Raw genomic sequence first — 21,251 nt, 5'->3', positions numbered from 1 at the left:
GCGGCAAGACGACGGGCCGCACTCCTCCTCGGAGGGGTGCGGCCCGTCGCGGGTCGCGGACGTGGTGCGCTACGCGGCGACCGTCCGCCGCGCCGGCGCCCAGCAGCGGATGACGTCACGGACGGAGACGATGCCCACGGGACCGCCGTGCTCCAAAACGATCAGGTGCCGGAAGCCGCCGTGCGCCATCGCCTCGGCGGCCTCCTGCACCGTGGCCTCGGGCGTGCAGAAGACGACGTTGTTGGTGGTGTGCGCGCCCACGGACTCCCGGTCGGGGTCGTGGCCCGCGCCGATCGAGTTGAGGATGTCGCGCTCGGTCAGGATGCCGATCCCGCTGTGGTCGGGGTCGAGGACGACGGCCGCGCCGACGCGCCGGCCGGACATCAGACAGGCCGCCTGCCGGAGGGTGTGCGCGGGGCCGAGGGTGAGGATCACGGTGCTCATGGCGTCACGGACGAGCATGAAGGGAGCCACCTCCTGAGGGTGTGTCCCCGCGCCTGGGTGGGTGCGTCCGCGAAGGGCTAGCACTTCACAAACGCACAAGCGTGGGGAGTCCCAGATTCCCACGGACACGCACCGTCATCAAGGGGGCGCGCACGGTGCGCACGGTGCGCGCGGTGCACCCGGTCGCGCACCGGGGCGGAAGGCGGACGTACCGGCCGGGGCGCACGGCGGGGGCAGGCGCGGGCGGGTCAGACGCAGGCGGGTCAGGCGCACGGCGGGGTCAGGCGGTCGGGCGCACGGTCAGGCGCGCGCCGGGTCAGGCGGTCAGGCGCGCGGGCGCAGGTGCGCCAGCATCTCCTCGTGCAGGAGGCCGTTCGAGGCCGCCGCATTGCCCCCGTGCACGCCGTCCACGCCGTCCAGGCTGGTGAAACGGCCTCCCGCCTCCTGGACCACGACCGCGATGGCCGCCATGTCCCACAGGTTCAGCTCCGGTTCCGCGCACAGGTCCAGGGAGCCCTCCGCGACCATCATGTACGGCCAGAAATCGCCGTAGCCGCGCGTGCGCCAGCAGGCCCGGGTCAGGTCCAGGAACCCCGCGAGCCGGCCCTGCTCCTCCCAGCCGCCCAGCGAGGAGTACGCGAACGAGGCGTCGCCCAGGCCGCCCACCTCGGACACGCCGATCGCCGTGGTCGCGCAGAGCGCCCCGCCCGAGAAGGCGCCCCCGCCCTTCGCCGCCCACCAGCGCCGTCCCAGCGCCGGGGCGGACACCACGCCGACCACCGGGCGGAAGACGCCGTCGGCGTCCTCGGCCATCAGGGAGATCAGGGTCGCCCACACCGGGACCCCGCGCACGTAGTTCTTCGTGCCGTCGATCGGGTCCACCACCCAGCGGCGCGGACCGCTGCCCCGCAGGCCGTATTCCTCGCCCAGGACCGCGTCGTCGGGCCGCGCGGCCGCGATGCCGGCCCGAATGGTCTCCTCGGCGGCCCGGTCCGCTTCGCTCACCGGAGTCATGTCCGGCTTCGTCTCGACCTTCAGGTCGAGGGCGCGGAACCGCTCCGTCGTCACGGCGTCCGCCGCGTCGGCGAGCTGGAGGGCGAGGCTCAGGTCATCGTCATACTCGGACATGGCCGAACAGTATCGCGGCCCGCGCGGCCGCCGGCAGGCGCCCTTGACAGGATCTGTCGCCCCGTCAACTCTGGCCTGGAAGCCCCCGCAGGCGGGTCCAGCCAGGGCCCGCTCCGCAGTCGGCCCCGCGGGGGAGACCGGCAGTCCGGTGCGAGGGTCCAGTGGGGAGACGAGATGCCGGCAGCCCGGACGGCCCTGCTGGAAGCGGCGGGGGAGGCCCTCGCGGCGCGTCCCTGGCCGGGGGTGCGCATGGTCGACGTGGCGGCGGCGGCCGGGGTGTCCCGCCAGACCCTCTACAACGAGTTCGGCGGCAAGGCGGGCCTGGGCCGCGCCCTGGTGCGCCGTGAGACCGAGCGCTACCTGGAGGGGGTGGAGCGCGCCCTGTCCACCCCGGCCCCGGAGTCCGAGCGGCTCGCCGCGGTGGCGGAGTGGACCGTACGGGCGGCCCGCGCGCACCCCCTCGTACGGGCGCTGCTCACCGGTGCCTGGGACGCGGGCCTGCCCGCCCCGGGGCGCGCTCCGGGGCCCGGAGAGCTGGCACGGGCCGTCCGCGACCTCGCGGCCGCCGCGCTGACGCCGGGGGAGGGCGCCGAGCGGTGCGAGCTCGCCGTGCGGCTCGCCCTGTCCTACGTGGTGGCCCCGGGGGAGGAGCCGGGGACGGCGGAGCTGCTCGGGCTGCTCAGTGCGCGGAACCGGACAGCTGGAGCCCGATGACCCCGAGGATGACCAGCGAGATCGAGACGAGCTTGAGGGTGGAGACCAGGTCCCCGAGGAAGACCATGCCGTAGATCGCCGTCCCGGCGGCGCCGATGCCCGTCCACACCGCGTAGGCCGGACCCACGTCGAGCTTCTTGAGGGCCAGGGTCAGCAGGCCGAAGCTGCCGAGCGCGAAGCAGGCGAAGGCGATGGTCGGCCACAGGCGGGTGAATCCGTGGGACAGCTTGAGGCAGACCGCGAAGCCGGTCTCAAGGAACCCGGCGACCACGACGAGCAGCCACGCCATGTCGAACGCCTCCCGCCGTCACGTGACCGCGCGGTCACTCGACGCGATTATGCACTTGTCCGCACATGATCTTCGGCAAACACCGCCGCTCCCGGCCCCAAGGGCTGTCCCGCAATCCCCGGCGGGCGCACGACGCCGGCTACGGCGCCTCGCCGCGTTGTCGGAACGCCCCCATACGCCCAGTATGGGGGCGCCCCTCCGCCTTGCGATGCACCGCATCTGACGCCGTGCGCTGATCCACCCGGGATTACGGGACAGCCCTCAGCCCGCCGGATGCCCGCTCAGTCCCCTTCGCGGCGCTCGCGCGACTCCAGCAGCCGCCGCAGTGAGTACAGCCGCGCCGGGTCCGCGTGGCCGTCCTCCACCCACTTGTCGAGCGCGCAGTCCGCCTCGTCGTGGCTACAGGCCCGCGGGCACCCCTCGGTGCCGGGCACCAGGTCCGGGAAGGCCAGGATCACGCGGGAGGGGTCCACATGGTGCAGGCCGAAGGAGCGCACGCCCGGGGTGTCGATGACCCAGCCGTCGCCCGAGGGCAGCGGCAGGGCGAGCGCCGAGGTGGTGGTGTGCCGGCCGCGGCCGGTGACCGCGTTGACGTGCCCGGTGGCGCGCTGGCGGCCCTCGGCGACGAGCGAGTTCACCAGGGTGGTCTTGCCGACGCCCGAGTGGCCGACGAAGGCGGTGATCCGGCCGTTGAGCCGCTCGCGGACCCGGTCGGCCGCATCGCCCGTGGCGAGCTCCTCGCGGTTGGTCACCACGTAGTTCACGCCCAGCGTCGAGTAGATCTCCAGGATCTTGTCGGCGGAGGTCAGGTCCGACTTGGTGAGCACCAGCAGCGGCTCCAGCCCGGCGTCGTACGCCGCGACCAGGCAGCGGTCGATCATCCGGGGCCGGGGCTCCGGGTCGGCCAGTGCCGTGACGACGGCCAGCTGGTCGGCATTGGCGACGACCACCCGCTCGTAGGGGTCGTCGTCGTCCGCGGTGCGCCGCAGGACGGACTTGCGCGCCTCGATCCGCACGATCCGGGCGAGGGTGTCCTTCTTGCCGGACAGGTCGCCGACGATCCAGACCCGGTCGCCCACCACGGCGGCCTTGCGCCCCAGCTCCCGGGACTTCATCGCGTGGACCGTGCGGTCGCCCACCAGGCAGGTCAGCCGGCCGCGGTCGACGGTCAGGACGAAGCCCTCGGAGGCGTCCTCGTGCTTGGGGCGGATGTTGGTCCGAGGGCGGTTCCCCTTGGGATTGGGGCGCTGGCGGATGTCGTCCTCGTCGGTGTGCTTGCCGTACCGGCGCATGGCCCTACGCTCCCGCTCCGGCTTCCGCCCCCGCGAGCATGTCCGTCCACATCCTGGGGAAGTCCGGCAGGGTCTTCGCGGTCGTCGCCACGTCCTCGATCAGTACGCCCTCCACCGCCAGGCCGATCACGGCGCCCGCGGTGGCCATCCGGTGGTCCTCGTAGGTGTGGAAGGTACCGCCGTGCAGGGGGCGCGGGCGGATGCGCAGCCCGTCCGCGGTCTCGGTGACGTCGCCGCCGAGCGCGTTGATCTCCCTGGTCAGGGCGGCCAGACGGTCCGTCTCGTGCAGCCGCAGGTGCTGGACCCCGCGCAGGACGGACTCCGAGTCGGCCAGGGCCGCCACCGCGGCGATGCCCGGGGTGAGCTCGCCGACCTCGCCCAGGTCCACGTCGATGCCGTGGATCTTGCCGGTTCCGGTGAAGACCAGGCCGGCGTCGGTCAGCTCGCAGGAGCCGCCCATCTCCGTGAAGATGCGGCGCAGGGCGTCACCCGGCTGCGTGGTGCGGCGCGGCCAGTCCGGGACGGTGACCGTGCCGCCGGTGATCAGCGCGGCGGCCAGGAAGGGCTGGGCGTTGGACAGGTCCGGCTCCACCGTCATGTCGCGGCCGAGCAGGGCGCCGGGGGCGACCCGCCACACGTTCTTCTCGCCGCCCGCCTCGGGGGTGTCGACCTGGGCGCCCGCCGCGCGCAGCATCTCCACGGTCATCCGGATGTGCGGCATGGACGGCAGGTTGGTGCCCACGTGCCGGACCTCGACGCCCTGGTTGAAACGCGGGGCGGAGAGCAGCAGCGCGGAGACGAACTGCGAGGAGTTCGTCGCGTCGATCTCGACGACGCCGCCCTCCAGCGCTCCGCCGCCCTGCACGGTCAGCGGCAGCGCGCCCCGGCCGTCGTCGTCGATGCGGGCGCCCAGCGTGCGCAGCGCACTGATGACCTGGCCCAGCGGACGCTCGTAGGAGCGCGGGTCGCCGTCGAAGCGGATGTCTCCCGCGGCGAGGGTGGCGACGGGCGGCAGGAAGCGCATGACCGTGCCCGCGTTGCCGACGTCGACGGCCGCCGGGCCGTGCAGCGCGGCCGGGATGATCCGCCAGGCCTCGCCGCCCGCCGCGCCGCCGGCCGGGCCGGCGGAGCTGGAGGAGACGGTCTCCTCGATGCCGACGCCCATCGCGCGCAGGGCGTCCGACATCAGCTGCGAGTCGCGCGAGCGCAGCGGGCGGCGGACCCAGCCCGGCTCGGAGGCGAGCGCGGCGAGCACCAGGGCGCGGTTGGTGACCGACTTGGACCCCGGCACGGTGACGGTGGCGTGGACGGCCGAGTCGGCGATCGGGGCGGGCCAGAGGGCGGGCGGAGCGGGGGTCTCGGTCATGGCCACCACTTTAGTGGCTTCCCGGCGCCCGGATCTTGATCGCTGGGCGGTCTCAGAGGGCGAGCAGCCAGCGCCCGCCGCCGATCAGCGAGCACAGCGCGACCACGTGGAAGAGCAGGAGCCACACCACGGGGTGCACGTGGGTGAGCCGTCCGAGCTGGTCCGCATCGGAATCGGGGGCCCCGCCGTGCCGGCGTTTGGCCCCCAGCTCGAAGACGGGCCGGACGCCGCCGAGGAGCAGGAACCACACCACCCCGTACGCGAAGACGGCCTGCACCTCGGCGGGAGCGAGCCAGGACACGAGCAGGAAGGCGCCGCCCGTCAGGATGACGGTCAGGGCCCCGTAGGCGTTGCGGATCATCAGCAGCATGGCCACCAGCAGGGCGGTGGCCGCCCACAGCAGCAGCGTGATCCGGTGCGCGGACAGCAGCGCCGCCCCGCCGAGTCCGAGTAGGGAGGGGGCCGTGTAGCCGGCGGCGGCGGTCAGGACCATGCCGAGGCCGGTCGGCCTGCCCCGGCTGACGGTGACCCCGCTGGTGTCGGAGTGCAGCCGTATCCCGTCCAGGCGCCGCCCCGTCAGCAGGGCGATCAGACCGTGGCCGCCCTCGTGGGCGATGGTGATGGCGTTGCGCGACATCCGCCACAGCGGGCGGGGCCCCACGGCGGCCAGCGCGACCAGGCCCGTCGCGATCACCAGCCACCGCTCGGGGGCGCTCTGTATGCCCGTGAGCCGGTCCCACAGGCCGGCCGTCGTGCTGCTGTCCATGAAGTGACGGACTCCTCGCGGTGGTGGTGGCGGATACCTCCCGGCGGTCGCCGGGGGGAGCCATGGCAGTGTGGCAGCCATGTGCGGACGGTATGCGGCGAGTCGTGGACCCGAGGACCTGGCGAAGACCTTCGGCGTCGAGAGGTGGGAGCCGCGGGAGGCCCTGGCCCCCGACTGGAACGTGGCGCCGACCAAGCAGGTCCACGTCATCCTCGACCGCCCCCTGAAAGACGCCGCCGACCCGCGTCCGGTTCGCCAGCTGCGCGTCCTGAAGTGGGGGCTCGTCCCCTCCTGGGCCGAGAACCCCGACGGCGCCACCCGGATGATCAACGCGCGCTCCGAGACGCTCGCCGAGAAGCCGTCCTTCCGGCGGCCCTTCGCGCAGCGCCGCTGCATCATTCCCGCCGACGGCTACTACGAGTGGGTCACGGCCCACGACGAACGGCGGCTGGAGGTGGAGGGCAAGCGCAAGCGCGCCCGCAAGCAGCCCTACTTCGTGCTGCCCGCCGACGGCTCGGTCTTCGCGATGGCCGGGATATACGAGTTCTGGCGCGACCGGACCCTGCCCGACGAGCACCCGCTCGCCTGGTGGGCGACCTGCTCGGTGATCACCACGGAGGCCGAGACCGGTCCGCTGGCCGTGGCGCCGGCCGAGGGCCCGCGCTCGCTCTGCGACATCCACCCGCGGATGCCGCTCATGCTGACCCCCGACCGGTGGGACGCCTGGCTGGACCCGGCGGACACCGACACCGAGGGCTCCCTGCGGGAGCTGCTGGCGCCCCCGCCGGGCGGCCTGATGCGCGCCCACCCCGTGTCGACCGCCGTCAGCAACGTCCGGAACAACGGCCCGGAGCTGCTCGACGAGCTGGCCGCGCCGGAGGAGGGAACGCTCTTCTAGCCACCGGGCCACCGGGCCACCGGCTTCGGCTACTGACCGCGCGCGGGGGAGCACGCTCCTGCGGCGGTGCGGCGGTGCGGCGGTGCGGCGGTGCGGCGGTCCTGCCGGGCCGGGGGCCCGTGGCGTGACCGGCGGGGCACCGCGGGCCGGGCGCCCCCGGCCGGGCACCATGGCATCCATGACCACGCGCACCCAGAGCGTCCGGACCCCGGCGGGCGAGGCCCGCATCACCTGGCACACCGCCCCGGAGGCGGCGCTCGTCCTCGCCGTCGGCCACGGCGCGGGCGGCGGGATCGAGGCCCGTGACCTCCAGGCCCTGGCCGCCGCCCTGCCCGGCCGCGGTGTCACCGTGGCCCTCGTCGAACAGCCCTGGCGGGTCGCCGGGAAAAAGGTCGCCGCCGCGCCCAAGGTGCTCGACGAGGGCTGGCGCGCCCTGTGGCCTGCGCTCGCGGCGCCCGGACTGCCCGTGGTCGCGGGGGGACGCAGCGCCGGAGCCAGGGTGGCCTGCCGGACCGCGGCCGAGCTGGGCGCGGCCGCGGTGCTGGCGCTGGCCTTCCCGCTGCACCCGCCGGGCCGGCCCGAGAAGTCCCGGGCCGGGGAACTGCTCGGCGCCGGCCGTCCCACCCTCGTGGTCCAAGGAGCCCGGGACCCCTTCGGCGGGCCGGCGGAGTTCCCCGAGGGCCCGTACACGCTGGTGGAGGTCCCGTACGCCGACCACGGCATGGCGGTGCCGAAGAAGGCCGGCACCACCCCGCAGGAGGCCCTCGCGCTCATCTCGCGGTCCGTGGCCGACTGGCTCGCCCGCCTGGAGCTCTGACACCGCCCCTGAGCGTTCCGGGGTGCCCCGGGCGCTGCGGCCACCCCGGCCCGCAACGGGGCGAAACCCCCGCCGCCGCGCGGGAATGCGCCGCCCGGCCCTTCTGTTGTCCCGGATGTCGATACGCACGGGAACTTCGGAGGAGAGGGAGCGCATGACCCAGGTCATCAGCCACAACCGTCCGCAGGCCGCTGACCTGGACTGGACGGTGCTGCCCGGGCCCAAGCGCGGCCCGCTTCGAGCGGCGGAGGCCCGGGAAGGTCGACTATTCTCCGATTCGAGCGGATCCGCTTTCGGAGCCGCCACGCAGTCGGAGGAGGTGGGTCCTGTCGCTGGGACCGACGAAGGCCACGCGGAGGAGACGACCCCGGAGCGCAACGCGCGCTTCGAGAGGGACGCCCTCGGCTACCTCGACCAGATGTACTCGGCCGCGCTGCGCATGACGCGCAACCCGGCCGACGCCGAGGACCTGGTCCAGGAGACGTACGCGAAGGCGTACGCGTCCTTCCACCAGTTCCGCGAGGGCACCAACCTCAAGGCATGGCTCTACCGCATCCTGACCAACACCTTCATCAACTCCTACCGCAAGAAGCAGCGCGAGCCCCAGCGCAGTGCGGCGGAGGAGATCGAGGACTGGCAGCTGGCCCGTGCCGAGTCGCACATGTCGACGGGTCTGCGCTCCGCCGAGTCGCAGGCGCTCGACCACCTGCCCGATTCGGACGTGAAGGCGGCGCTGCAGGCCATTCCGGAGGAGTTCCGCATCGCGGTCTACCTTGCCGACGTAGAGGGCTTTGCGTACAAGGAGATCGCCGACATCATGGGTACACCCATCGGTACGGTCATGTCGCGACTGCACCGTGGCCGCCGTCAACTCCGCGGAATGCTGGAGGACTATGCCCGTGAGCGCGGGCTGGTCCCCGCCGGCGCGGCAGAGTCGAACGACCGGAAAGGCTCGGGCTCATGAGTTGCGGAGAGCCGCACGAGACGGAGTGCGCTGAGGTCCTGGACCATCTTTACGAGTTCCTCGACCACGAGATGCCCGACAGCGACTGCACGAAGTTCGAGACGCACTTCGGCGAATGCAGCCCCTGCCTGGAGAAGTACGGCCTCGAACAGGCCGTGAAGAAGCTGGTGAAGCGCTGCTGCGGGTCGGACGACGTGCCCAGCGACCTGCGCTCCAAGGTGATGGGCCGGATCGAGCTGATCCGGTCGGGGCAGGCGGTCCCGGATTGCGACATCACCGCGGAACCGGACGTCCCGGCGGGCTCGGTCACCGCGGATGCGGACGTCACTGCGGACGCGGACGTCACCGCGGATGCGGGCGCCACTGCCGACGCGGACGTCACCGCGGACCACTCGGCCACCGGCTGAGCACGTCGTCGAACGCGTGAACAGACGCCCCCGGAGAAGTACTTCGTTCACCCGAAGGTGCTAATCCGGGGGCGTCCGTATGCCCCGATGTGAAAATGTGGCCCGCTCCCCCCGGGGCCCCGCCTATTCTCCCCAGTCGGTGCCGGTTCGATTCCGCATCCGGCTCGCACGCCCCAGGGGAGGAGAGCGCCATGCGGGTACTTCCGCCGGTGGCGCGCGGATACGTCCTGGGCGTCGTCCTCGTGGCGCTCGCGTGCGTGGCGCCCGCCCTCACCGCTTCCGCCACGCCCTGGGCGGCGGTGGCCCTGCTCGCCGCGCTCTACCTCGGCTGCGAGCTGGTGAAGTCCTGCCCCCTGCCGGGCGGCCGGGTGCCCGAGGGCATCGGCCCCTTCTTCCCCGTGGTGCTGGCGGCCGTCTTCCTGCTGCCGCCCTCCGCCGCCGCGCTCGTGGCGCTGCCCGGCGCGTTCGCCGGGACGGTGCTCCAGCGGCCGGCGGCGGTGCGCCGGGTGTGGCACGCGGCGCAGCAGTCCACGGCCGCCTGGGCGGCGGGAGGGGTCTTCGGCCTGCTGCGCGGGCCGGCGGCACTGGACCCCGCCGCGGGGCCGGGCCCTGCCGGGGCGGCGGACCCGCCCGCCTGGGTCGCCGACTTCCCCTACGCGCTGCTTCCCGCGGCGGCCGCGGCCGCCGCCTTCTGCCTGGTGCTCATCGCCCTCGACGGGGGCATCCTGGCCGCCGCCGAGCGCCGGCCCGCGGCCACCGCCTGGCGCGGGCTGCTCGGCCGCTCCCTGGCCCCGCACTGCGTGTACGGCCTGGCGGGCCTGATGATGGCCGTCATGTGGCGCAGTCCTTACGGGGTCCCGGCCGCACTGCTCGTCCTGCTGCCGATGTACACCTCCTGCTGGGTCTTCGCCCAGTACCACCGTGAACGCGCCGCCCACCGGGCCACCATCCGCGCCCTGGTCCACGCCGTCGACATCAAGGACCGCTACACGCGGGGCCACGGCGAGCGGGTCGGGCAGGCCGCCGCGATGATCGCCCGCGAGCTGGGCATGGCCGAGGACCGGCTGGAGGTCGTCCGCATCGCCGGGATCCTGCACGACGTCGGCAAAATCGGCGTTCCGACCCGGCTGCTGCGCAAGGACGGCCCGCTCACGCCCGAGGAGCGCCGGATCATCGAACTGCACCCCGAATACGGGCACGAGATGGTGCGCGGCATCGGCTCCCTGGGGGAGGCGCGGGCAGCGATCCTGCACCACCACGAGCGGATGGACGGCTCCGGCTACCCGTACGGGCTCACCGGTGAGCAGATCCCGGTCCTGGCCCGGGTGGTGGCGGTGGCCGACGCCTTCGACGCGATGACCTCGACCCGCTCGTACAGCAGGGCCCGGCCGGTGGAGGCCGCCCTGGCCGAGCTGGAGCGCTGTGCGGGGGCGCACTTCGATCCGGCCATGGTGGGGGCCCTGGCGGGCGCCGTCGGGCGCCTCGGCTGGCGCCCGGCGGCCACCTGCGACGAGAACCGCCAGGTGACCGGCGGCGGATCAGGGGGCGCCGCCGGGACGGCCCTCGGTATGCCGGGGGCGCCGCCGCCGGCGCAGGGACCCCGCGCTCCCGCGGCCGGTCCCGTGCCGGCGGATCGCGGTCCGGGTGAGGGGCCGCGACAGCCCCGGCCCCGCCAGCCCCGTGCCGGGCTCTCGGCCGGGCCGCCGGGTCCGGACGCCGGAGCCGGGAGCGGGGCGTGAGGGGAACCGTCGTCCGGGCGGTCCGGGGGGCGGCGTGGCTGCTCGCCGCCGTGGCCCTGGGCCACACCCTGTGGCGCGGCCTCGTGGAGCCGGGCACGGCCCTGGCCTTCGGCATCCTGATCGCCCTCGGCGAACTGGCCCGCCCCGGCCGCCCCTGCCGCGGCAGCCACCGCGCCCACCCCGGGCGCGGCGATCCGTACGCCCCCGCCGACCGCCGGCCCGCGCCGCTCGGTTCCGCCGGGGCCCTCGCCTACGCCCTGCTCGGCCAGAACGCGGGGCAGCCCGCCCACCACGGCGTGTTCCAGATCGTCGCGGTCGTCGTCGCCGCGGCGCTCGCCGGGATCGTCCCGCACGTCGCCCGCGGCACCGCTCCCGCCATGGACCACATCGTCCGCCGGGTCCTCACCGTCACCTTCGCCGCCGTCTGTTTCCAGCCGCTGCACCACGCCGGTGTCATCGGGGAACGGCTCGGCCACGGCCCGTACCTCGTCCTCTTCCTGGTCTTCGTCCTGGGCCTGACCGCACTGTGCGACGCCGTCCTCGCCGCGCTCCTCGCCGGGGCCGGGAACGGCCACGGCGACGCGAGCCGCCACGGGACCCGGGCCGGCCGGCCCTACGGGCCCCTGCTGCGCGACGAGCTGCGCGCCCGGCTCGGCATCGGCTCGGCGGTCTGCGCCACCGGCGTCGTGATGGCTCTGGGCGTGGCCGTCGCCGGGCTGTGGGCGCTGCCCGTCTTCAGCGTGCCCCTGCTGCTGGCCCGGATGTCCTTCCACCGCATCGCCGCGATCCGCACCACCTACCGCCAGACCATCACCTCGCTGGCCCGCGCCACCGAGATCGCCGGCTGCACCCCGGCGGGTCACTCGCGCAGGGTCGCCGCCTTGAGCTGCGCCGTCGGCCGGGAGCTCGGGCTGTCGGAGCGGGAGCTCACGGTGCTGGAGTACGCCGCCCTCATGCACGACATCGGCCAGCTCTCCCTCGTCGACCCCGTCCCGGACGGGGCCACCGCGCAGCTGCCCGCCGCGGAGGCCCGCCGGATCGCCGTGCTGGGCGGGGAGGTGGCCCGCCGCACCGGGGTGCCCGCAGAGGTGGCCGTGGTGGTGGAGCGGCAGGCGGACCCGTACCGGGAGCAGCCCCTGGCCGCGCGGATCGTGCGGGCGGTGAACGCCTACGACGACCTGGCCGGCGGCGGCCGTCACCCGGGCGGCTCACTGGCCGCTCTGGAACAGCTCCGCCTGGGCACCGGGCACGCCTACCAGCCGGAGGTCGTGGACTGTCTGGCGAGGGTTCTGGCCAGGGGCGGACATGACAGAGTCGTTGCCGTCCCCCGTGGGTAACCCATGGGTAATGAGCGGCCGTCCGAGCGGGCATGGTTGGATGCCAGTAAGAGTGACGTGACAGTGTCCGCAAGGCTGCACCGTAGTCCCCCAGCCACCGCTGGGAGGTGCCCCCAGGCAGGCGGGAATCGTGAGGATCTTCGGGAAGGTACGGCATCGGCCGTCCGCCTCGTGGCGGCAGGCCACCGACCGCGCGTTCACGCTGATCGGTGACGGGCGGTACGAGGACGCGGGTGCGCTGCTGACCAGAGCGGCGGACCTGGAGCCCTGGCTGTCCGAGTCCTGGTTCAACCTGGCCCTGCTGCACAAGTTCCGGCACGACTGGGAGCAGGCGCGGGCGGCCGGGCTGCGCGCCGTGGCCCTGCTGGACCGCGAGACCGGCGCCCCGGACTGGTGGAACGTGGGCATCGCCGCGACCGCGCTCCAGGACTGGCCGCTCGCCCGGCGGGCCTGGCAGGCGTACGGGCTGAAGGTGCCCGGCGACCCCCACGGCGCCGGGGCGAACGGGAAGTCCGGCAGCGAACCGGTCGGCATGGAACTGGGCAGCGCCGCGGTACGGCTGTCGCCGGAGGGCGAAGCCGAGGTGGTCTGGGGCCGCCGGCTGGACCCGGCCCGCATGGAGGTCCTGTCGATCCCGCTGCCCTCCTCGGGGCGCCGCTGGGGCGAGGTCGTGCTCCACGACGGGGTCCCGCACGGCGAGCGGGTCACCGCTGCCGGGCCCTCCTACCCCGTCTTCGACGAGATCGAGCTGTGGGCGCCCTCGCCGGTGCCGACGTGGGTGGTGCTGCTGGAGGCGGCCACCGAGGCGGACCGCAACGCACTGGAGCAGCTCGCCTCGGACGCGGGCTTCGCCGCGGAGGACTGGTCCTCCTCGGTGCGGCTGCTGTGCCGGACCTGCTCGGAGAGCGAGATGCCGAGCGACGAGGGCAACGGCGAGCACCTGGACCCGCACGACCACAGCGAGCCGGGGCATCCCGGACCGCTGGGGCACCGCACGGCCGGCTCCGGCCCGCTGTGGGTGCCCGAGCGGGAGTGCGGCATCGCGGCGCCGGCCGGCCTGGTGCGCGGGCTGCTCGACGGCTGGGTCGCCGACAGTCCGGACAGTCGGGAGTGGCGCGATCTGGAGGAAGTCTGCTGAGCCGGGGCCGTAGGCTGTACGGGCACATCGCGGCCGCCGGCGACACGGTGGCTTGGTGACTTACGGAAGGCGTACGGCGGACATGGCGCAGCAGGAGAACGAGGTTGTCGAGGTCGTGAACGACGGGTACGTCGTGGACACCGAGGACTGTGCGGAGCGCGAGCTCGCCCACCGCGAGCGCGGCACCGCCCGTCCCATCACGGTGGTCGGCAACCCGGTCCTGCACCGGGAGTGCAAGGACGTCACCGAGTTCGGTGACGAGCTGGCCCGGCTGATCGACGACATGTTCGCCAGCCAGAAGGCCGCCGAGGGCGTGGGCCTGGCCGCCAACCAGATCGGCGTGGACGCCAAGGTCTTCGTCTACGACTGCCCGGACGACGACGGGGTGCGCCACACCGGCGTCGTCGTCAACCCCAAGCTCGTGGAGCTGCCGGCGGGCGCGCGGGTGCTGGACGACTCCAACGAGGGCTGCCTGTCGGTCCCGACGGCATACGCCTCGCTGGCCCGCCCCGACTACGCCGAGGTCGAGGGCCAGGACGCCCAGGGCAACCCGATCAAGGTCCGGGGGACCGGCTACTTCGCGCGCTGCCTCCAGCACGAGACCGACCACCTGTACGGCTACCTGTACATCGACCGGCTCTCGAAGCGCGACCGCAAGGACGCCCTCCGGCAGATGGAAGAGGGCACCCCGCGCTACGAGACGGTCGCCAACGGCTGACCTCGCGGGCGCCGCACGCCGCACGCGGCAGGGCCCCGCTTTGGAATCCGCGGATTCCGGAGCGGGGCCCTGCCGCGTGGTGTTCCGCGGGCTACTTGCCCGCCGAACCCCAGCCGCTGTCGGCGGGGGCGCTGCCCCAGCCGCTGTCGGCCGGCGCGGCGCCCCAGCCGGAATCGGCGGAGGCGGCGGCGGTGGCGCCGCCGACCAGCAGCACGGTGATGGCGGCAGTTGTGATCATGCGGGCGATACGGGACATACAGGCCCCCCTGGGCTGTGTGAGAGGTGCACGGCCGGGTGCTGTGCGGGCGCGGCCCACCGGGCGTCATCACCGTACGACAGCGTACGACTACGCACGGGACAGGTTTGGGTCAAGTGTTCTACGGTTCTCGGCCAGAGGGAGCGGGTCAGGCCACGGCCCGCGGCCCGTGAAGCGTGTGCCGGAAGGCGTTCGGCGGGGCGCCAGGGGCGCGCGGGACGTGGTGGCGCCCCTGCCGAGCGGGCTCTTCTCGGCCGCGCGCACCGCGAGATGCGGGATCCGCTCAGCCGAGGAGAGTGGAGAGATGGACAACTTCGACGTGCTCCTGGACTACCTGCTCGTCCTGGCCGTCGCGGCCCTGCTGCTGGCCCCGGCGCTCTACGGAATCCTCCGCGACCGCCGCATCGAGCGTGAGCTGCGCCTGGCCCTCGTGCGCGAGGTGCTCGTCCGGGCCGGCGGCCGGCGGGTGGTGCACCCGCGTACGGGCACCACGCTGCGCGGTACTTCCTGGAGGTGACCCGCCCCCGCTCCCCGGGGGCCACCGGACAGCAGTGCGTCCCCGCCCCGGGCCTCCCGGCGCGGGGACGCGCTCACCTGCCGCGGCCGGGCGGCCGACGGGACTAGAAGTCCTCGTCCAGGTCGACCGTGCCCTCGACCGCGACCTGGTAGGCCGACGGACGGCGCTCGAAGAAGTTGGTCAACTCCTGGACCCCCTGGAGCTCCATGAAGGAGAAAGGGTTCTGCGAGCCGTACACCGCCGGGAAGCCGAGGCGGACCAGGCGCTGGTCCGCGACGCACTCCAGGTACTCGCGCATCGACTCGGTGTTCATGCCCGGCAGGCCGTCACCGCACAGGTCGCGCCCGAACTGCAGCTCCGCCTCCACGGCCTCCTTCAGCATGTCCGTGACCTGCTGCTGAAGGGCGTCGTCGAACAGCTCCGGCTCCTCCTTGCGGACCGTGTCCACGACCTCGAAGGCGAAGTTCATGTGCATGGTCTCGTCGCGGAACACCCAGTTGGTGCCGGTGGCCAGGCCGTGCAGCAGACCGCGGGAGCGGAACCAGTACACGTAGGCGAAGGCGCCGTAGAAGAACAGGCCCTCGATGCACGCGGCGAAGCAGATCAGGTTCAGCAGGAAACGGCGGCGGTCGGCCTGCGTCTCAAGCCGGTCGATCTTCTCGACCGAGTCCATCCACTTGAAGCAGAACTGCGCCTTCTCGCGGATCGAGGGGATCTCCTCGACCGCGTCGAAGGCGGCCGAGCGGTCGTCCGGGTCGGGCAGGTAGGTGTCGAGCAGCGTCAGGTAGAACTGGACGTGCACGGCCTCCTCGAACAGCTGGCGCGACAGGTACAGGCGCGCCTCCGGGGAGTTGATGTGCTTGTACAGCGTCAGCACCAGGTTGTTCGAGACGATCGAGTCACCCGTCGCGAAGAACGCGACCAGACGGCCGATCATGTGCTGCTCCGCGGGCGTCAGCTTCGCCAGGTCGGCGACGTCCGAGTGGAGGTCGACCTCCTCCACCGTCCACGTGTTCTTGATCGCGTCCCGGTAGCGCTCGTAGAAGTCCGGGTAGCGCATGGGGCGCAGGGTCAGCTCGAAGCCCGGGTCGAGCAGGTTCTTGTTCTTCGCAGCCTTGTCGGTGGAGCTCATTACTGGCAGGCCTCGCAGGACTCGGGGTTCTCAAGGGAGCAGGCCAGGGCGTCGGCGTCGACGGCCTGCGGGAGGGGGGTGGCGGCGGCGGGCACCGCGCTGGCGGACGCGGCGCGGGCGATCCTCGTCGCCGGGCGCGAACGCAGGTAGTACGTGGTCTTCAGGCCCTGCTTCCAGGCGTACGCGTACATCGAGCTGAGCTTGCCGATGGTGGGCGTCTCCAGGAACAGGTTCAGCGACTGCGACTGGTCGAGGTACGGCGTACGGGCCGCCGCCATGTCGATCAGACCGCGCTGCGGGATCTCCCAGGCCGTCCGGTACAGCTCGCGGACCTCGGCCGGGATCCAGCCGAAGCCCTGCACCGAGCCGCTGGACTCGCGCAGCGCCTCACGGGTCTGCGCGTCCCACACGCCGAGCTTCTTCAGCTCGTCCACCAGGTACGCGTTGACCTGGAGGAACTCACCGCTCAGCGTCTCGCGCTTGAACAGGTTGGAGACCTGCGGCTCGATGCACTCGTACACGCCCGCGATCGAGGCGATCGTCGCCGTCGGGGCGATGGCCAGGAGCAGGGAGTTGCGCATACCGGTCTTGGCGATCCGGGCGCGCAGCGCCTCCCAGCGCTCCGGCCAGTGCTGTTCCACGCCCGCGTAGTGGTCCGGGTGCAGGACGCCGCGCGCGGTGCGGGTCTGCTCCCAGGCCGGCAGCGGGCCGCTGCGCTCGGCGAGGTCCGCGGAGGCCTCGTAGGCGGCGAGCATGATCCGCTCGGCGATCTTCGTCGACAGGGCCTTCGCCTCGGCGGAGTCGAAGGGCAGGCGCAGCCGGAAGAAGACGTCCTGCAGGCCCATCGCGCCCAGGCCCACCGGGCGCCAGCGGGAGTTCGAGCGGCCGGCCTGCTCGGTCGGGTAGAAGTTGATGTCGACCACACGGTCGAGGAAGGTCACGGCCGTACGGACGGTCTCGTCCAGGCGCTCCCAGTCCATCTGCCCCGTCTCCGCCAGCACGAAGGCGCCCAGGTTGACCGAGCCGAGGTTGCAGACGGCGGTCTCGCCGTCGTTCGTGACCTCCAGGATCTCGGTGCACAGGTTCGAGGAGTGCACGACCGAGCCCGGCTCGGCGGTCTGGTTCGCCGTGCGGTTCGAGGCGTCCTTGAAGGTCATCCAGCCCTGGCCGGTCTGCGCGAGGGTGCGCATCATCCGGCCGTACAGCTCGCGGGCGGGCATGGACTTGCGGGCCAGGCCCGCCGCCTCTGCCTTGCGGTACGCGGCGTCGAACTCGTCGCCCCACAGGTCGACGAGCTCGGGCACGTCGGCCGGGGAGAACAGCGACCAGTCGGCATCGGAGTTGACCCGGCGCATGAACTCGTCCGGCACCCAGTGGGCCAGGTTCAGGTTGTGCGTACGGCGCTGGTCCTCGCCGGTGTTGTCGCGCAGCTCCAGGAACTCCTCGATGTCCGCGTGCCAGGTCTCCAGGTAGACGGCGGCGGCGCCCTTGCGCCGGCCGCCCTGGTTCACGGCGGCGACGGAGGCGTCGAGGGTCTTCAGGAACGGCACGATGCCGTTGGAGTGGCCGTTGGTGCCCCGGATCAGCGAACCGCGGGCGCGGATGCGGGAGTACGACAGGCCGATGCCGCCGGCGTGCTTGGACAGGCGCGCGACCTGGTGGTAGCGGTCGTAGATCGAGTCGAGCTCGTCCATCGGCGAGTCCAGCAGGTAGCAGGAGGACATCTGCGGGTGCCGGGTGCCGGAGTTGAAGAGCGTGGGAGAGGACGGCAGGTAGTCCAGGCGGCTCATCAGCCGGTAGAGGGAGGCCACTTCCTCCACGGCCTGGACGCTGTCGTTCTCGGCGAGGCCGCAGGCCACGCGCAGCATGAAGTACTGCGGGGTCTCCACGACCTGGCGGGTGATCGGGTGGCGCAGCAGGTAGCGGCTGTGCAGGGTGCGCAGGCCGAAGAAGCCGAAGCGGTCGTCGGCGCCCTCGGCGAGGGTGTGCTCCACCAGCGCGTCCAGCCGGTTCGCGTGGGCCGCCACGAACGCGGCCGTGCGGTCGGCGATGAGCCCCTCGCGGTGCCCGACGGCCACCGAGGCGGAGAAGGAGGTGGCCCCCTGGCCGGCCGCCTCGTCACGGACGGCCAGCGTCAGCAGCCGCGCGGCGAGGCGGGAGTACGCCGGGTCCTCCGAGATCAGCCCCGCGGCCGCCTCGGTGGCCAGAGCGCGCAGTTCGGCCTCGTCGGCGGCCAAGCTGCGGCCCCGGAGCGCGGCGGCGGCGACCCGGCCAGGGTCGGTGTCGGGGAGGTCGGCCGTCAGCTCGGTGAGGGTGCGCAGCAGCGCGGCCCCCGGGCCCTCGGTGAACGACTCGGCGGACTCGGCGCGCGGTGCGGAAGGCGCGATGGTCACGGGGGGAGCTCTCCCTCGCTCGGCCCGGTCAACGGCGGGGCGGAGCACGGGGCAGCGCATGCGGGCGTGGCAGGTACGCGTACCCCGCATGGCGTCCACCGGCCCAACCGCGAGGCCCGGACGAATCGGCACCCGGTTCGGTCGAGCCGGGCGCACTGTCGGCAGGTCCTCGGACTTGCGGATGCACGATGGGGGTGCACTTCACACCGTTGCGGGACAGTTCCGGATTCGCACCGGATTCCCCTGCGACGACAGCAGCCCTGAGCATACATGTGGGGGCACCCTGTTGCCGCAACCCCCACATGTTGTGTCGACCGCGACTGGGCGTCCCGGAGTCGTACCTCTCCGCTGTCGTCGGCGGGGCGCGGCACGGGAGGGCCGGGCCCGGTGGGCCGGGAAGGGCGAAGGGCCCCTGGGAACCGTCCTGACAGGGGACGGCGGGGCCCTTCGCGCTCAGCAGCAGCGGAAACCCTCGCGGGGGTCCGCCTCGCGGGCGTCGGTGCGGGCGCGTTCGAAGGCGCGGCGGCTCACGACCTCCGCGTCCGGGTCGTGGGAGCGGGCATGGGCGACGTACCGGTCGTAGGCCGCCTCCCCGGAGAACTCCCGCACGAAGAACCGCGCCCTCGCCAGCGCGCCGCGCACACCCGTGCGGCGCGGCACGTTCACGACACGGGCTCCTGCTCCTTGATGCGGCCGCCGCCCGAGTCGAGGCCGGCCGCGGCGAGTTCCGCCTTCTCCTCGGCGGTGGCGATCAGCCCCGCCGGGGCGACGATCCGCGACCGGCTCCACGGGACCTCGGAGAGCCGCACCGACTCCGGGTGGCCGGCGGCCTTCAGGCAGGTGCGCGCCGCGTCCACCAGCACGATGACGATCAGGACGGCGAACAGGGCCGAGAGCACGCCGTCCACGGTGGCATTGGTGACCACGGTGTGCATCTCGCCCATGTTCTTGGCGGGCGGCAGCACCTTGCCCGCGTCGATGCCGCCCTGGTACTTGTCGCGCTGGGCGAAGAAGCCGACCTTCACGTCCGCCGAGAAGATCTTCTGATAGCTCGCCGTGAGCGTGACGGCCACGTCCCACGCCAGGGGGACGCCCGTCACCCAGGCCCACTTCAGCCGGCCGGACTTGACCAGCAGGGTGGTGCAGACCGCCAGGGCGACCGCCGCGAGCAGCTGGTTCGCGATGCCGAACAGCGGGAAGAGCTGGTTGATGCCGCCCAGCGGGTCCTTGACGCCGACCCACAGGAAGTAGCCCCAGCCGCCCACGACGACGGCGCTCGCCAGCCAGACGCCCGGCTTCCAGCTGACGTTCCTGAAGGAGGCGTGGACGTTGCCGAGGGTGTCCTGGAGCATGAACCGTCCGACGCGCGTGCCCGCGTCGACCGTGGTCAGGATGAACAGCGCCTCGAACATGATGGCGAAGTGGTACCAGAAGGCCTTGAGCCCGGCGCCGCCGATCACGGAGGAGAAGATCTGTGACATTCCGAGTGCGAAGGTCGGGGCGCCGCCCGTGCGCGAGAGCAGGCTCGTCTCCTCGACGTCCTTGGCCGCCTGCGCGAGGGCCTCGGGGCTGATGGCGAAGCCGAGGTTCGTCACCGCCGTCGAGGCGGTCTCGACCGTGGCGCCGATGACGCCGCCGGGCGAGTTGACCGCGAAGAACAGGCCGGGGTCGATGATCGAGGCGGCGATGATCGCCATCACGGCGACGAAGGACTCGGTGAGCATCGCGCCGTAGCCGATGACCCGGACCTGGGTCTCCTTCTGGATCATCTTCGGGGTGGTGCCGGAGGAGACCAGCGCGTGGAAGCCGGACAGGGCCCCGCAGGCGATCGTGATGAAGACGAACGGGAACATGGACCCGGCGAAGACCGGGCCGTCGCCGCGGGCGGCGAAATCGGTGACCGCGGGCATCTTCAGGGTCGGCATCGCGATGACCACGCCCACGGCGAGCAGGGCGATGGTGCCGACCTTCATGAAGGTCGACAGGTAGTCGCGGGGCGCGAGCAGCATCCACACCGGCAGCACCGAGGCGACGAAGCCGTACGCCACCATCCAGATGACCAGCGTCTCCTTCTCCAGGGTGAAGGTGCCGGCGAAGGAGGACTCGGCGACCCAGCCGCCCGCGACGATGGCGAGCAACAGCAGCGCGACCCCTATCACGGAGACCTCGGTGACCCGGCCCGGCCGCAGGACGCGGAGGTAGAAGCCCATGAAGAGGGCGATCGGGATGGTCATGCCGATGGAGAAGACGCCCCAGGGGGAGTGCGCCAACGCGTTCACGATGACCAGGGCCAGCACCGCCAGCAGGATGATCATGATGGAGAACACGGCGACCAGGGCGGCGGCTCCGCCCACGGGGCCGATCTCGTCCCGGGCCATCTGGCCGAGCGAACGCCCGTCGCGGCGGGTGGAGAAGAACAGCGTGACCATGTCCTGGACGGCGCCGGCGAAGATGACCCCCGCCACGATCCAGATGGTGCCCGGCAGATAGCCCATCTGCGCGGCGAGCACCGGCCCGACGAGGGGACCGGCGCCGGCGACGGCGGCGAAGTGGTGGCCGAAGAGCACGCGGCGGTCGGTGGGGTGGAAGTCGACACCGTTGTCGAGGCGTTCGGCGGGGGTGGCCCGCGTGGGGTCCACCTTCAGCACGCGGTGCGCGATGAACCGCGCGTAGAAGCGGTAGCCGATCGCGTAGGAGCCCAGGGCGGCGGCGAGCAGCCAGGCCGCCGAGATCTCCTCGCCGCGGGAGAGCGCCAGCACGCCCCAGCCGATGGCGCCGATGAGGCCGACGAGCACCCAGACGGCGATGGACTTGGGAGAAGGAGAAGGAGAAGGAGAAGGAGAAAGAGAAGAGGAAGGGGAAGGGGAAGGCGAGCCCGGCGTGGTGCCCGGACTCGCCGTGTCCCGTTCTGTACCCGTTGTTTCCGGTTCCGGCAT

Annotated in this window: 20 protein-coding genes, 1 pseudogene and 1 riboswitch; of the genes and pseudogenes, 10 read left to right on the top strand and 11 right to left on the bottom strand. The window is 73.0% G+C overall.

Going from position 1 to position 21,251, the window contains the following annotated elements; translation table 11 throughout:
* Positions 1–69: 69 nt before the first annotated feature.
* Both AMK16_RS09665 and hisN read right to left on the bottom strand, forming a co-directional pair.
* Positions 70–462: a CBS domain-containing protein gene (locus AMK16_RS09665; RefSeq protein ID WP_073911835.1), complete on the bottom strand. Its 393-nt coding sequence runs from the start codon at positions 460–462 to the stop codon at positions 70–72.
* A 306-nt stretch (positions 463–768) separates the two neighbouring features.
* The gene (hisN, locus tag AMK16_RS09660) at positions 769–1,572 is read right to left on the bottom strand and encodes a histidinol-phosphatase (protein ID WP_073911832.1); all 804 of its coding nucleotides are present in this window, start codon (positions 1,570–1,572) and stop codon (positions 769–771) included.
* Positions 1,573–1,746: 174 nt separating this feature from the next.
* Here hisN and AMK16_RS09655 point away from each other — a divergent pair, with 174 nt between their 5' ends.
* Positions 1,747–2,286, top strand: a complete 540-nt coding sequence (locus AMK16_RS09655; RefSeq protein WP_073911829.1) for a TetR/AcrR family transcriptional regulator — start codon at positions 1,747–1,749, stop codon at positions 2,284–2,286.
* Here AMK16_RS09655 and AMK16_RS09650 read toward each other — a convergent pair.
* From AMK16_RS09650 to AMK16_RS09635, 4 genes are all read right to left on the bottom strand, one after another.
* Positions 2,252–2,575, bottom strand: coding sequence for a DMT family transporter (locus AMK16_RS09650; protein WP_073911826.1), 324 nt, complete (start codon positions 2,573–2,575; stop codon positions 2,252–2,254). The genes AMK16_RS09655 and AMK16_RS09650 overlap by 35 nt on opposite strands.
* Before the next feature lie 281 nt (positions 2,576–2,856).
* Complete coding sequence (gene rsgA / locus AMK16_RS09645) at positions 2,857–3,867, bottom strand: ribosome small subunit-dependent GTPase A (RefSeq protein ID WP_073911822.1); 1,011 nt, start codon at positions 3,865–3,867, stop codon at positions 2,857–2,859.
* Between the two features lie 4 nt (positions 3,868–3,871).
* Positions 3,872–5,233: a 3-phosphoshikimate 1-carboxyvinyltransferase gene (gene aroA / locus AMK16_RS09640; protein ID WP_073913517.1), complete on the bottom strand. Its 1,362-nt coding sequence runs from the start codon at positions 5,231–5,233 to the stop codon at positions 3,872–3,874.
* A gap of 52 nt (positions 5,234–5,285) precedes the next feature.
* Positions 5,286–5,999, bottom strand: coding sequence for a M50 family metallopeptidase (locus AMK16_RS09635; protein WP_073911819.1), 714 nt, complete (start codon positions 5,997–5,999; stop codon positions 5,286–5,288).
* 79 nt (positions 6,000–6,078) lie between these two features.
* On the opposite strand from AMK16_RS09635, the gene AMK16_RS09630 reads away from it, so the two are divergent.
* The 8 genes and pseudogenes from AMK16_RS09630 (at position 6,079) to def (ending at position 14,017) form a co-directional block, all read left to right on the top strand.
* Positions 6,079–6,897: an SOS response-associated peptidase gene (locus tag AMK16_RS09630; RefSeq protein ID WP_073911816.1), complete on the top strand. Its 819-nt coding sequence runs from the start codon at positions 6,079–6,081 to the stop codon at positions 6,895–6,897.
* A gap of 178 nt (positions 6,898–7,075) precedes the next feature.
* On the top strand, positions 7,076–7,714 hold the full coding sequence (locus AMK16_RS09625) for an alpha/beta hydrolase family protein (RefSeq protein WP_107417092.1): 639 nt from the start codon (positions 7,076–7,078) through the stop codon (positions 7,712–7,714).
* 319 nt (positions 7,715–8,033) lie between these two features.
* On the top strand, positions 8,034–8,678 hold the full coding sequence (locus AMK16_RS09620) for a sigma-70 family RNA polymerase sigma factor (RefSeq protein WP_199885423.1): 645 nt from the start codon (positions 8,034–8,036) through the stop codon (positions 8,676–8,678).
* Positions 8,675–8,977, top strand: a pseudogene (gene rsrA / locus AMK16_RS09615) (mycothiol system anti-sigma-R factor); the annotation flags it as partial. The gene AMK16_RS09620 and the pseudogene rsrA, both read left to right, overlap by 4 nt.
* Positions 8,978–9,276: 299 nt before the next feature.
* Positions 9,277–10,824 (top strand): HD-GYP domain-containing protein, encoded by a 1,548-nt coding sequence (locus tag AMK16_RS09610; protein WP_079191425.1) that lies wholly within the window; start codon positions 9,277–9,279, stop codon positions 10,822–10,824.
* Entirely contained in the window at positions 10,821–12,161 is a 1,341-nt protein-coding gene (locus AMK16_RS09605; RefSeq protein WP_073911809.1) for an HD-GYP domain-containing protein, read from the top strand. Before AMK16_RS09610 ends, AMK16_RS09605 begins: the two co-directional genes overlap by 4 nt.
* A 130-nt stretch (positions 12,162–12,291) precedes the next feature.
* Entirely contained in the window at positions 12,292–13,299 is a 1,008-nt protein-coding gene (locus AMK16_RS09600; RefSeq protein WP_073911805.1) for a tetratricopeptide repeat protein, read from the top strand.
* 82 nt (positions 13,300–13,381) lie between these two features.
* Positions 13,382–14,017, top strand: a complete 636-nt coding sequence (gene def, locus AMK16_RS09595; RefSeq protein ID WP_073911802.1) for a peptide deformylase — start codon at positions 13,382–13,384, stop codon at positions 14,015–14,017.
* A gap of 91 nt (positions 14,018–14,108) precedes the next feature.
* On the opposite strand, the gene AMK16_RS36595 is transcribed toward def, so the two are convergent.
* Complete coding sequence (locus tag AMK16_RS36595) at positions 14,109–14,273, bottom strand: hypothetical protein (protein ID WP_199885394.1); 165 nt, start codon at positions 14,271–14,273, stop codon at positions 14,109–14,111.
* A gap of 304 nt (positions 14,274–14,577) precedes the next feature.
* Here AMK16_RS36595 and AMK16_RS09590 point away from each other — a divergent pair, with 304 nt between their 5' ends.
* The gene (locus AMK16_RS09590) at positions 14,578–14,790 is read left to right on the top strand and encodes a hypothetical protein (protein ID WP_073911798.1); all 213 of its coding nucleotides are present in this window, start codon (positions 14,578–14,580) and stop codon (positions 14,788–14,790) included.
* Between the two features lie 103 nt (positions 14,791–14,893).
* Here AMK16_RS09590 and AMK16_RS09585 read toward each other — a convergent pair whose 3' ends face one another.
* From AMK16_RS09585 to AMK16_RS09570, 4 genes are all read right to left on the bottom strand, one after another.
* On the bottom strand, positions 14,894–15,922 hold the full coding sequence (locus tag AMK16_RS09585; protein WP_073911795.1) for a ribonucleotide-diphosphate reductase subunit beta: 1,029 nt from the start codon (positions 15,920–15,922) through the stop codon (positions 14,894–14,896).
* Positions 15,922–18,315, bottom strand: a complete 2,394-nt coding sequence (locus tag AMK16_RS09580; RefSeq protein ID WP_073911791.1) for a ribonucleoside-diphosphate reductase subunit alpha — start codon at positions 18,313–18,315, stop codon at positions 15,922–15,924. The genes AMK16_RS09585 and AMK16_RS09580 overlap by 1 nt, the downstream gene beginning before the upstream one ends.
* 143 nt (positions 18,316–18,458) lie before the next feature.
* A riboswitch (cobalamin riboswitch) is annotated at positions 18,459–18,593 on the bottom strand.
* A 175-nt stretch (positions 18,594–18,768) separates the two neighbouring features.
* Positions 18,769–18,981, bottom strand: coding sequence for a CstA-like transporter-associated (seleno)protein (locus AMK16_RS09575; protein ID WP_443333545.1), 213 nt, complete (start codon positions 18,979–18,981; stop codon positions 18,769–18,771).
* On the bottom strand, positions 18,978–21,251 hold the full coding sequence (locus tag AMK16_RS09570; protein WP_242438667.1) for a carbon starvation CstA family protein: 2,274 nt from the start codon (positions 21,249–21,251) through the stop codon (positions 18,978–18,980). The genes AMK16_RS09575 and AMK16_RS09570 overlap by 4 nt, the downstream gene beginning before the upstream one ends.

The organism is Streptomyces sp. CB00455, from assembly GCF_001905445.1.
In the GTDB taxonomy this organism is placed as follows: Bacteria; Actinomycetota; Actinomycetes; order Streptomycetales; family Streptomycetaceae; genus Streptomyces.
This window is presented reverse-complemented; position numbering and strand designations above follow the sequence as displayed.